The sequence below is a fragment of the Flavobacterium sp. SLB02 genome, assembly GCF_009664855.1.
Taxonomy (GTDB): Bacteria; Bacteroidota; Bacteroidia; order Flavobacteriales; family Flavobacteriaceae; genus Flavobacterium.
This window is the reverse complement of the sequence record NZ_CP045928.1, coordinates 4,868,331-4,880,951: the sequence shown is the minus strand read 5'-3', so window position 1 is coordinate 4,880,951 and position 12,621 is coordinate 4,868,331. Positions and strand designations below refer to the sequence as shown.

The window sequence follows — 12,621 nt, the reverse complement described above, 5'->3', positions numbered from 1 at the left end:
CGTTCCTCGCAATGACAAGATTGTGTTAACTAGCGGGCGTTTTATATAAGATTGTGTGACAATAAGTAATTTACTTCTCCTTCTTCCCCCATTTAATTTTCATTTTTCCTTCGTCGTCCAGCGCAATTAAGTGCAGGACAATTCCGCGGTCGCGGACGGCGTCGCGTTCTGATTTGGTGGCGAGTTTGATGTCGTTTTTGGAGTTTCGGAGTGGGATGGTGAGGGCGAGATTGGTGCCTCGGCCAAAGGAATAAATACCTTCGGCATCGAGGTTTAAGACGCTGGAACTAATGGTGAAATTATTGACATCGATTTGCTCTCCGCGCAATTTAAGTTTGCCGGATAAATCGCTAAACGTGATATTCTCAACATCGCGGAACGGAAAGGCAAACTTGCCAATTTTTACGATAGGCGCGAAGTTTAACAAAGCGCCCTGATTGACATTGAACGCCAGATTGCCGTGCATAGAATTGGTGATCAGCTCGCCATTGCTGTTGATGAATCCGGTAACATTGGCCTGACTGCTGAGTTTTCCTTTGATATTATTAGGACTAAAAGAGGTAACGCCAAAGTTGTTGAATGACTTTAAAAAACTTGCAATATCAACCCTGTTTACCTGCGCGTTGGAGCTAAAAGCAAAGTTTTTTCCGCTTGGTTTTACTTCGCTGTTAAACGTGATGCTTCCGCCGGAAGTTTGCAGCGATCCGTTTTTAATAACCAATTTCGAATCGATCATCTGTACGGTTGCGGTGGTTTTGGTTGCGGTCAATTTATTGTAATTAATTTTATCGGCTTTGATGTCGATTACTACGGAACATTTGTCGATTACGGTTTTTAAATGATTCGAAATCGAAGGTCTTTTGGTGGTTTTGGCAACGGCTTTTGTTTTCTGGGAAGTAGCCAAAACACCCAGGAATTGTTTGATATCAATATTAGGGCAATAGATTTTCCAGTTTACAATCATTTTTTCGGGAGCGTCATAATAAAGGTTCAGGAAATTGTCAATTTTTCCTTCGATGAAAATCGTATTCTTATTGTGTTTATAGGTAATTTGTTTAATTAGTAAGGCTTTCTCAGTAAAATCAAGATGTATGTTGGTTTTTACGGCGTGAACATTCTTTGGGATATAATGAAACGAGGCGTCATCGACATCGACTTTACCAATAAAACGTGGTTTGGTGATGTACAAATCGACAATATCAAACTGAAATTTCAGATTGGCTTTTGCATGGCCGGCCGAAAACTGAATCCATTTGTCGTTGCTGATTTGGTTGAGTCTTTCGACATCAAAATCTGAACTTACGTTTCCGGTTGCAACTGGTTTTTCGAGATTATTAATGGCCAATTGCGGAATCGTAAGCGGAATATTCTCGTATTCGCCCGCAAATCTCGTCAGGATAATTGCCGAATTGGCGTCGTTGTAACCGTCTTTTGGTTTGAAATTATTGGTAAATATTCCTTTAAAATTACATTTTTTGATTAATCCGTCGGGAATACTCAATTCGTTGTCTTTTATAATGGCCTGAACGACAATTTTTGGATCTCCTTCGGCATTAAAATCCCCTTTGATGTCGCAATTGACATCGATAGGTTTACTTAAATTAAAGCGGTTAAGCTTCGAACTTATATTGGCTGATAATACATTTGAAGCATTTTGCCATAAAATAGTAGTGCCAATATTGATTCCGAAAAGGGCATTTCCTTTGGCCAAATTAAAAAAGGCAATAATATCAAAACCGTCTGTGCCAATCTTTAGATTTTTGGTTACGACGTCAATTCGTTCCTTTTGTGAAGAATACGCAACATTAAAAGTTCCTTTGAGTTCTTTTTCTTTGGCAAAACTGCCGTGTACGGTATTAAATGCTAAACTCTTTATTTGTGTGTCCAGAAAAACATCGGTTTGCCAATTGTCGCCGTCGTAATCTACTTTTGTCTTTAAACTCGAAACATCAAAATCAAATAATTTATGGCCAAGGCGATTGTCCAGAATAAAATGAACATCGTTGAGGTCAATCTGGTCAATGGTAGTTTCCCGATCTGATTTGTTTTCGGGCGATTTTTTCTTTTTGGGTTTAAAGATATCAGCGTTCGAATAACCGTCTTCGGCTTTATAGACATAAATATTGGCGTCGTTGATGAGGATTTTATGAATGTTGATTTCGTTTTGCAGTAAACTCCAAACGTTCAAACGCGCTTCGATTTCGGTCGCCTTTAGTAAAGTATGTTTGTGCGTTGCCCATTGATTGTCTTTGAGTTCGACATCTTTTAGGGCTAAAGTAAAATTGGGAAAACCGGTTAGAAACTTATAATGAAAATCGCCAATATGGAATTTTCCGTTGATGTTTTCATTGATTTTGGTATTGATCTTGGCAATGATTTCGGTTTTATTTTGATTAAAATAAATTGACAATCCACCACAAGCAAGTAATAACAACGCAATAAGTCCTAATACGAAAAAGCCAAAGCGTTTTGCATATTTTTTAAATCGAACCGATTGAAAGAAGTTTTTTATGTGGTGTAAATTTGCTGTCATCTCGAAGAATTTTCCGGATTACTAAAGATAAGGTAAAAAATCGAGCTTATTTTAAAAAGATGTGCTGCAATACATGTAAGTTATAACTTATTTTATAAAAACATGGGAATCGTATAATAAATGACAATGCATTTATAATTAAAACTAATTTAAGAATGGTGGTTCATTTGTATTTAATTTTTAAATTTGTACTCTAGTTTGAAACGAAACAATTCAGACAATAATTTTAAAAGAAAAGAAATTATGGCATTAGCAATAACAGATGCTACTTTTGATGAAGTAGTTTTGAAATCAGATAAACCAGTAATGGTAGATTTTTGGGCAGCATGGTGCGGTCCTTGTAGAATGGTTGGTCCAATCATTGACCAAATCAGCGAAGAATACGCAGGTAAGGTAGTTGTTGGTAAAGTGGATGTAGATGCTAACCAGGAATTCGCTGCAAAATATGGTGTGCGTAACATACCTACCGTTTTGGTTTTTCATAACGGTGAAGTAGTAGGAAAACAAGTAGGAGTTGCTCCGAAACAAACCTACGCAGATAGTTTAGACGCTTTGTTGTAATCGTAAGATTATGATTTATATAAAAGAGGTTTGGCGAAAGTCAAGCCTTTTTTATTTGCTTGATTTTAAAGGTTTTTTTGCCACAGATTAACACAGATTAAAAAGGATTTTTTTTGCCACTAATTTCACGAATTAGCACTAATTACTTTGAGCTTAAGATTCAATTTCACAAATTAAAAATGTGGTTTGTTTTTACCGCAAATTTCCGCGAATTATTTATTTTGATATTGCTCAAAAAAGTTAGCCACAGATTAAAAGATTTTCACAGATTATAAAATCATTTTAATCCTTTTAATCTGTGGCAAAAAAAACGCACTGAATTTTAATTCGTGCTAATTCGTGAAATTAGTGGCAAACTTTTATCGTAAAGGTAGTTCCTGAATCTTGCTGAGAATTGACTTCGATTTTGCAATTGATGGCTGTAGCCAAATCACGAATCAAGTGCAATCCTAAACCTGATTTGATGCCTATTACTTCTGAATCGTGGTATAAGGCTTTGAATTGTTCCTGAGTTCCGCCTGGACCATTGTCTGAAATGGAGAGATGTTGAACTTCGTTTTCCTGGTAGGCTTTCCAGATTATTTTTCCGTTTGGGGTTTTGTCGAGGGCTTTTATGGCGTTTCCGGTAAGATTTCGGATGATGGTTTTAAGGTAGTTTTCATCGGTGTTTAGCATGATATTTTCAGGATCTTCAAATGAAATCTGGATATTCTCTATGCCTGAAAAATGCTTTTGTGTTTCTTCGAATAAAACCGCTATCGGGATTTCTTTAAAATGAGGTTTGAAGTTTTCCATTTGGCCTTTGCTCCATAATAGAATATCTTCCATAGAGGATAATAAATTCTCGGCTCCGGTGATAACTTTGGTTTGCATTCGTGCAGCCATTTCTTCATCAATCAATTCGGGGTTTTCTTTTTGAAGATGTAAAAAGTGAATTAAATTCGAAACCGGACTTCGTAAATCATGGTTCAAAATACTAAAGAACCGCGCTTTTATTTTGTTGGCTTCGTCGAGTTCCTGATTCAAAAGCTGTAATTTCTGATTGGTTTTCTTTCGGTTTTGGTTTTGTTTGAACAATAATAATCCAATAATACCAACGAGAATTAATCCCGAAATTAAAAATATGCGTTGCTTTTTGGCTTCGTCAATCTGAATATTTTTAAGCGTGTTTTGAGTCGAAAGATTCTTGATTTCCTGTCCCTTGGTTTTGTTTTGGTAACGGGCTTCGGCATTGGCAATATTTTGCTTCGCTGATTCCTGCATCATTTCGTCATTCGACTTGCTGTAGATTTCGTTATAATAAAAAGCTTCTTTCCAGAGTCCTAATGCGGCATAACTTTGAGATAGTTTTTTATTGATATTTACAAAGGATTCCTTATCGTAGGTCAAAGCATTTTTCGACGCTTTTTTTAAGGTTTCGATGGCCTTTTTATAGTCTCCTTTTTCATATAAAATTCTTCCCATTACGGCGTTGGCTTCCATAATAATATCCTGATCGTTGGATTTTTTTCCTAATAAAACTGCTTTTTTAGCATAACCAAATGCAGTATTTATTTGGCCTGCATTGGCGTAATATTCAGATACGCTTCTATTGGCAAAACTTAAATTAAGAAATAAAGAATCTTTTTTAGACGGAAAAGTATAAGCTAAGTTGTAATATTTTTGAATGCTGTCAAGGTTTTTTAAAGGAACAAAACATTGCAGATAATAGTTGCAGGAAAAAGCGCTGATATAAGGCGAAGTTTTGATGTAAGGCTGGGCATAATTAAGGTATTCAATGGCCTTATTAAATTGTTTCATTTTGGTATAAGCCGCCGCAATCTGGCTATACGAAACGCCAATGGTTTCATCATTTGCTACTGTTTTTTTTAGTAGTTTTTTATAGTTAATGGCTTGTAGTTGATAACTAATAAAAGTTTCATATTGAGCATTATCAAGATAATATTCGCCAAGACTTCCGTATAGTACAGATTTTGTATACGTGCTTTTTGTGGTGTCAAGAACTTGTTTGATGTAGGCTATTAATGCTTTTCTTTTCGCAGTTTCATTTAGTGCATAATAGGCATAGCTAAGACGCATCAAAGTCGAAGTTTCGTTTTTAAGATGTCTGGCTTTTTGCGCAAATTTTAAGGCAAGCTCATAATTAACAGACGCTTCTCTGGTCTGATTATTATTGAATTCATAAGCGTTTCCTTTTAAGAAATAAAACCTTGATTTATAAGCAAGCTGATCTTTCGAAAGTTCAATTCCTTTTTGGGCGGCGATGATGAGTTTAGGATAATCTTCGGCATCCAAAACTTCATTGGTATATTTTAGCCAGGCTTTTAGTTTTTCTGGTTGGGTTTTATACTTTGCCAAAATAGGTTCCTGCTGTGCAAAAACAGTCAAGTTGATGAATAGCAAAAACAAGAACCACATTTTTTTCATTAGAAGAGGTTTAGGTTTTCCTTATAACTTCTTCCCACAGGAATAGCTATGTTGTTGTTCAGAATAATTTCGGTTGAATTTATCTTTTGAATAAATTGTTTCTGAACCGCAAAACTTCGATGAATCCTGATGAAAGACTGAAAATGATCTTCTTTCAACAAATTACCAATACTCGATAAAACGCAATGTCTTTTTTTATCGGTTATAACAAGTGTATAATCTTTTAGTGCTTCGAGATATAAAATCTCATGCAGTTTGACTTTCGTTTGTTCGTGACCTTCTTTAATATAAATGGTATCGCCGCCAATACTGGCTTCAAAAAGAGATGCTTTGAGTTTGATTTCCATAAATTCTTCGATACGGCTTACGGTTTGTGCAAATCGATCCAGTTTCAATGGTTTTACGATAAAATCTAATGTTTCAATCTCAAAACTTTCTACGGCATGTTCAGGATGTGCGGTTATAAAAATACAAACTGGAATTTCTAATGCTTTTTTTCTAAACTCAATTCCGTTCAAGCCTGGCATATCGATATCCAGAAATAAGATGTCGACTTTTTCTTTTTCGATAAACGGAAGCGCGTCTTCAGCCGATTCAAAAACACCCAGAATATCCAGAACAGGAAATTTTTTGGCAAATGATAATACCGTAAGTCTGTCTATTTCGTCATCATCGATAATAATACAAGTGTATTTTTTGGTCATTTATCTTGAATTTATGTCGTCTGTCTATTTAAAATGTTGTTCGTCTATTAGTGGTTTTTCGGCCCATTTTAATCCTGCAAATTTGTCTTGTAATTCAATCATCAGATAAAAAGAAACACTCTTTTACAGTCATTTGATTATTGCAAAAATAATGTTATTGAATTAAATACGAATCATTTAGCCAAATTTAAAACCAAAATTATTATGAAATTTTCAAAAACCATTTTTACTATTTTATTAGTTGCCATTTCTACCATTTCATGCAGCAGCGATGACGGAACCGACGGAGTAAACGGAACCGACGGACAAGCCGGGGAAAAAGGTGCAACCGGAACAGCAAATGTTATCTATAGTGCGTGGCTAACAGCGCCAACGGCAGTTGCAGAGACAATAGATGGAACTTCAGGAATGTCTACATCGATTAATGCACCACAACTATCAGAAGATATTCTGGCAAAAGGAACCGTATTGGTTTATGTATCTTTTGGTTCAGGTACTTACACATTGCCTTACACGTCGACAGCGGGCGGATTTGTGAATACAATTACTGCTATTTCTACAGCAAAGAAAATCAAACTATTCAGATTCAGACATGACGCAGGAGGAACGGTAAATCTTCCAACATCGCTTAGCTGGCGTTATATTTTGATTCCGGGTGGCGTTGCGGCTGCAACATCAAAAACTGCAAAACCGGATTATGCTAAAATGAGTTACCAAGAAGTGTGCGCTCATTTTAATATTCAACTATAATTTAAAAAGAATACAAAATAATTTATTGAACGAAAGAAGAACCAAATAACTATATTATTATGAAAACTTTAAAAACCATTTTTACGATTTTATCCGTTGCATTATTAACCATTTCCTGCAGCAGCGATGATGATAAAGAAGATACCGTTAAGTATAACGAAGAAAATCCTCTTGATGCTTATATGGCCGGTTCAGGATTTAGCCAGAAAGCAGTCGATGTAAAAAACTCAGGAATTTACGAATACGGTTTCAGTTTTAAACCTACAGTAACGGGTAAAATAAATGCTTTGGTGGTAAAAATTCCAGATGTAAATGCTGCTTTAAGAATCACTTTATGGGATGCGGCGACCAAAACGGTTATAAAATCTGAAACGATAAATGTACCAACCGCAAATGTTACCGTAGAAAAAACAATCACTCCAATTGCGCTTACAAAAGATAAAGAATACTTTTTTACCGTAAACAGCGACGATTGGATCAACAGAACAAAAACTGACGGATCTGCTGCGACGTATCCTATTACGGCAGGAAATATCATAATTACAGGATATGCATATATTTCAAGTACGGCTGCAGAAACTATTTTTCCAACCAATGCGCGCAATACGTATTATGCAGGAGATATAACTTTTAAATTTCAGCAAACTCAATAATTTTATTTTTGGATAGTTAGAATTAGTATGTTTGGAAAAGGTCTGGCAATAGTCAGACTTTTTTTTAGAAATTAACGTAAATTTGATAACCTTTTTTTAGATAATTAGTCACTTTAAATAATTGAATATGAAAGCAATATATTTATTAATTGTAATGTTGAGCACTACAATTGTTTTAGCTCAGAACAAAGATGAAGTACTTAAAAAAATTATTCAGCAACAGGAATTAGACTGGAATAAAAATGATATGAAATCCTTTTCTCAGGCTTTTAGTGAAGATGCTGTTTTAATTAATTTTCTAGGAATGTACTGGAAAGGAAAAGAGGAAATAATGACTCAGTTTTCTCATATTAACGAATGTTGTATAAAACCAACATCGATAAAATTGGAATGGATAGATGTTAAATTTTTATCTGAAAATGCGGCTTATGCACATATAAAAGAAACTTTAACGGCAAAAGAAGATTATGTTGTTCCAGGAGGAGTGGTTAAAAAAGGAACTGTAAACAGTAAATTTATTACGGCAGTTTTCGAAAAACAGAATGCTATATGGAAAATTACTACTATGCAGGTAACTCAGGTAAATGCTCAGCCAAGATAATTTTGAAATAACACATTTAAAAAGCTTGCCACTCCCGATAGCTATCGGGATAAATGATTTACACAGATTAAAAAAAATCATTTTAATCTGTGGCAAAAAGAATTTTAATTCGTGTTAATTCGTGAAATTCTTGGCAAACTTTTTTTATTTTTACAGATCTAACATTCTTTTAAAAATGAAAATTTTCTACAGCTTTCTTTGTGTTCTTGCATTTACTACAATTGGTTTTTCTCAATCGAAACAAAATGAAAATCTTCTTTTAGAAAATGGTGTTTCAGAGCAATTGGCTATTTTTCGAAAAAAACAGGTTTCAGATATTCGATATGATTTGGAATTCGAAATTCCGAATCAAAAAGCGGAAGATATCAAATCAGATTTGAAGCTGTATGTGACTTTATCTGATTTAAGTCAGCCTTTGTATTTAGATTTTAAAGAGAAAACATCCAACATAAAATCAATTCAGGTTAATGACAAAACTATTGCCATTGTTCATGAGAAAGGGCACATTGTTATTGCTGCTAAAGACTTGATTTTAGGAAAAAACACAGTTGCGATTTCGTTTATAGCAGGAAATTTGTCTTTAAACAGAAATGATGATTTTCTTTATACCTTATTAGTTCCGGATCGCGCGAGCACTTTATTCCCATGTTTAGATCAGCCCGATATAAAAGCAACTTATAAATTGAGTTTAACGGTTCCTAAAGACTGGACCGTTTTGGCTGGAGCCGATGTAAAAGAGGAAGTAGAAAAAGGAAATTTTACAAGTTATACTTTTGGTGAATCAGATAAAATGAGCACCTATTTATTTTCGTTTGTTGCAGGGAAATTCAAAACGGTAACGCAGCAACCGGGAAATAGAGAAATGACGATGTTGTATCGCGAAAATAATGCAGAGAAATTCAGGGTAAGTGTAGATACTATTTTTAGATTACACCAACAATCCGTAGACTTTTTAGAAAAATATACCAATTATAAGTTTCCTTTTCAAAAGCTGGATTTTGCTTCGATTCCCGTTTTTCAATATGGCGGGATGGAACATGTTGGGGTGATTCAGTACCGGGAATCGACCTTGTTTTTGGATAATAGTTCAACCGACAGCGAGAAATTAGATCGCGCTAAACTGATTGCACATGAAACCTCGCATATGTGGTTTGGGGATTTAGTTACTATGAAATGGTTTGATGATGTCTGGATGAAAGAGGTGTTTGCCAATTTTATGGCAGACAAAATCATGAACCCGATTTTCCCGAAAGTCAATCATAATTTACAGTTTCTAACAGCGCATTATCCTAATGCTTACGCGGAAGATCGTTCGTTGGGCACGCATCCTATAAAACAACATTTAGCGAATTTAAAAGACGCAGGTTCGCTTTATGGAGCCATTATTTACAACAAAGCACCTATTATGATGCGCCAGTTAGAAGCTTCGATGGGGGCGGCAGCTTTTCAGAAAGGAATCGAAAAATACATTAAAAAATACGCTAATGATAATGCTGACTGGAATAATCTGGTCGAAATTCTGGATGCCGAAACACCACTTGACATGAAAAAGTGGAGTGAAGTTTGGGTGAATAAATATGGAAGAGCGATTTTTAATAATCAGATAAAATACGATGCTCAAAACCGAATTTCATCGTTTGAAATTTGGCAAGAGGCAGAAGGCAAATCGGATAATGTGTGGCCTCAGATTTTTGATATTGGTTTGGTATATTCTGATAAGGTAAAAGTACTTAGTGTTACTATAAAAGACAGGAATTTATCACTGAAAGAAGCGATTGGACTTGAAAAACCGCTTAGTATCATTTACAATTATAATGGTTTTGGTTACGGCGTTTTTCCGCTTAATGGTAATAATTTAGAATCTGTTTTGACTTTGAAAGATGAGGTAGCAAGAGCGTCAACGTATATCAATATTTATGAAAATACCTTAACGGGAAATGTTGCTCCAAGCAAAGCTTTTGATTGTTTTATAAAAGGAATCCAGCAGGAAGAAAACGAATTGGTTCTGAAGGTAATTACCAATCAGACAAGTAATGTGTTTTGGAAATTTCTAACTCAAAAACAACAAAACAAAGCGCAGAAACAATTGGAAGATGTTTTGTACAAACGTTTACAAGCCAATTTATCAAGCAACATCAAAAAGACTTTATTTAATTTATTCAGTTCGATTGCGTATTCCAATTCGGCGAAAGCCAAATTATATTCGTTATGGAATAAAGAAAAAGTGATTCAAAGCTTGAAATTAAACGAAGACGATTATACCAATATGGCCATGAATCTGGCTATATTTAAACATGCTAAAGCCGATGAAATTCTGAATAAAGCCAGAACAACGATCACAAATCCGGACAAACAAAAGCGATTTGAGTTTTTGCTGCCATCTTTATCAAAAGACGAGTCGGTTCGTGATGCTTTTGTAAAATCATTAAAAGACGATGAAAATAGGGAGAAAGAATCCTGGGTTGCTGTAGGTTTGGCAAATATCAATCATCCGTTGCGTAAGGAAAGTGCTCAAAAATATATCAGGTTTTCATTAGATTTGGTGGAGGAAATTCAGCGTACGGGAGATATTTTCTTCCCGAAAGACTGGCTGAATAATACGATTGGGAAATATTCATCGAAATATGCTTTTGATGAAGTGCAGCGATTCTTAAAAGAAAACCCTAATTTTAGTCCGATATTAAAACGAAAGCTGTTGCAGGCGACAGACGGTTTATACCGCGCACAAAATATTAAAAAAGAAACCGAATGAAAATCGAATCGGAAATAGAGAAAGTATCCAGTTTTCAGCATCTCGAAATGCTGGCAAATCAGGTTGTAGAAGGTTTTATATCCGGAATGCACAAGAGTCCGTTTCATGGGTTTTCGGCGGAATTTGCGGAACATAAAGTGTATAATGCCGGAGAAAGTACCAAACACATCGACTGGAAATTATTCGCTAAAACAGATCGCTTGTATACGAAACGTTTTGAGGAAGAAACCAATTTACGATGCCACCTTATTGTCGACAATTCGTCATCGATGCATTATCCGGAACTTAAATCAGGTCAGCCTTTTTATGAAAAGAAGATTGGTTTTGCGGTTTTAGCATCGGCAGTTTTAATGAATATCTTGAAGAAACAACGCGATGCTGTGGGTTTAAGCGTTTTCTCAGACAGTTACGAATATTACGCTCCTGAAAAAGGAAGTGATCGCCATCATAGAATGCTGCTCAATAAACTAGAGCAATTATTAGAACAGCCAAAAGTCAAAAAAACAACCGACACTATTACGTATCTGCATCAAATTGCCGAGAAAATGCATCGCCGTTCTATGATTATTATATTTACGGATATGTTCCAGTCTGAAGATGATGAGAAGCTGTTTAACGCTTTGCAACATCTTAAACACAACAAACACAAAGTAGTTTTGTTTCATGTGGTAGACAATGAAACAGAGCTAAAATTTGACTTTGACAATACACCACGAAAGTTTATTGACTTAGAATCGGGCGAAGAAGTATCGATTTTTGCTGATAACGTAAAAGCAGAGTATGAAAAAAGGGCAGAGGAGTACTTTAAAAAACTATCATTGACTTGTGCAAAGAACCAAATTAAGTACGTTCCGGTGAATGTTGGCGATAATTTTGAAAAAATATTGACTACATATTTAGTTGAAAAACAAAACTTTGGCTGATAATTTAAAAATATATTTAATTTTTTTTAGCAAAACGCTTGCAGAAATGAAATTCTGTACTATCTTTGCAACCGCAATAACGCAGAGGTTTGGTAGTTCAGTTGGTTAGAATACATGCCTGTCACGCATGGGGTCGCGGGTTCGAGTCCCGTCCAGACCGCAATATTGGGAAAAGCCTTTCTTAACGGAAAGGCTTTTTTGCCCAAATACGGTATCTAAGATTAGTTGTGTTGTTTTGCTACGACTTTGTAACTCGTAGCTGGTTTAGTAGTTAGACCAATGAAAAGCTTTCCACTTTTGTGGATGGCTTTTTTGATTTAGGACACTTTTGATTTAACGGATCAATACGTAAACCGGATCAAACGCAAAGTTTGGGGATTAGGCAAAAAGAGGATCAAACGCAAAGTTTGGGGATTAGGCAAAAAGATTAGATAATCTGAATAAGAAGAAATCTACTTTACGCACACCTCTAAATTGACTTCTGAACGCTTTTACTTTAGCATTGAATGATTCAGCAGAAGCATTAGTACTTCTATTATCAAAATAGTTTAAGATTGATTGGTAATTAACCGTTATAGTATTTAAAAGAATATTAAAATTTTTAAACCCTGAGTCCTCTACATTCCTGTACCAATGTGCCAGTTTGGTCATCGCAATATGTTTATTGTTATGATTGTTGTAAATACCTCGTAGTTGTTGGGTTAAACTGTAGGCTTT

Annotated in this window: 10 protein-coding genes and 1 tRNA gene; 7 read left to right on the top strand and 4 right to left on the bottom strand. The window is 35.3% G+C overall.

Going from position 1 to position 12,621, the window contains the following annotated elements:
- Nucleotides 1-70 precede the first annotated feature (70 nt).
- The gene (locus GIY83_RS18190; RefSeq protein WP_208682754.1) at nucleotides 71-2,533 is read right to left on the bottom strand and encodes an AsmA-like C-terminal region-containing protein; all 2,463 of its coding nucleotides are present in this window, start codon (nucleotides 2,531-2,533) and stop codon (nucleotides 71-73) included.
- 243 nt (nucleotides 2,534-2,776) lie between these two features.
- Here GIY83_RS18190 and trxA point away from each other — a divergent pair, with 243 nt between their 5' ends.
- Nucleotides 2,777-3,094: a thioredoxin gene (gene trxA, locus GIY83_RS18185; RefSeq protein ID WP_041516662.1), complete on the top strand. Its 318-nt coding sequence runs from the start codon at nucleotides 2,777-2,779 to the stop codon at nucleotides 3,092-3,094.
- A gap of 345 nt (nucleotides 3,095-3,439) precedes the next feature.
- Here the strand turns inward: trxA and GIY83_RS18180 are convergent, their stop codons facing one another.
- Complete coding sequence (locus tag GIY83_RS18180) at nucleotides 3,440-5,521, bottom strand: ATP-binding protein (protein ID WP_208682752.1); 2,082 nt, start codon at nucleotides 5,519-5,521, stop codon at nucleotides 3,440-3,442.
- The gene (locus GIY83_RS18175; RefSeq protein ID WP_208682750.1) at nucleotides 5,521-6,225 is read right to left on the bottom strand and encodes a LytTR family DNA-binding domain-containing protein; all 705 of its coding nucleotides are present in this window, start codon (nucleotides 6,223-6,225) and stop codon (nucleotides 5,521-5,523) included. Before GIY83_RS18175 ends, GIY83_RS18180 begins: the two co-directional genes overlap by 1 nt.
- A 204-nt stretch (nucleotides 6,226-6,429) precedes the next feature.
- Between GIY83_RS18175 and GIY83_RS18170 the strand changes: the two genes are divergently transcribed.
- From GIY83_RS18170 to GIY83_RS18145, 6 genes are all read left to right on the top strand, one after another.
- Complete coding sequence (locus GIY83_RS18170) at nucleotides 6,430-6,975, top strand: hypothetical protein (RefSeq protein WP_208682748.1); 546 nt, start codon at nucleotides 6,430-6,432, stop codon at nucleotides 6,973-6,975.
- A 59-nt stretch (nucleotides 6,976-7,034) separates the two neighbouring features.
- Nucleotides 7,035-7,628, top strand: a complete 594-nt coding sequence (locus GIY83_RS18165; protein WP_208682746.1) for a DUF4082 domain-containing protein — start codon at nucleotides 7,035-7,037, stop codon at nucleotides 7,626-7,628.
- Nucleotides 7,629-7,755: 127 nt separating this feature from the next.
- Complete coding sequence (locus GIY83_RS18160; RefSeq protein WP_194615279.1) at nucleotides 7,756-8,229, top strand: SgcJ/EcaC family oxidoreductase; 474 nt, start codon at nucleotides 7,756-7,758, stop codon at nucleotides 8,227-8,229.
- Between the two features lie 175 nt (nucleotides 8,230-8,404).
- Complete coding sequence (locus GIY83_RS18155) at nucleotides 8,405-10,981, top strand: M1 family aminopeptidase (RefSeq protein ID WP_208682744.1); 2,577 nt, start codon at nucleotides 8,405-8,407, stop codon at nucleotides 10,979-10,981.
- On the top strand, nucleotides 10,978-11,904 hold the full coding sequence (locus tag GIY83_RS18150) for a DUF58 domain-containing protein (RefSeq protein ID WP_194615281.1): 927 nt from the start codon (nucleotides 10,978-10,980) through the stop codon (nucleotides 11,902-11,904). The genes GIY83_RS18155 and GIY83_RS18150 overlap by 4 nt, the downstream gene beginning before the upstream one ends.
- An 86-nt stretch (nucleotides 11,905-11,990) precedes the next feature.
- Nucleotides 11,991-12,064 (top strand) — tRNA-Asp (locus GIY83_RS18145).
- Nucleotides 12,065-12,318: 254 nt separating this feature from the next.
- On the opposite strand, the gene GIY83_RS18140 is transcribed toward GIY83_RS18145, so the two are convergent.
- On the bottom strand, nucleotides 12,319-12,621 hold a 303-nt coding region (locus GIY83_RS18140; protein WP_229029130.1), incomplete at its 5' end, for a transposase.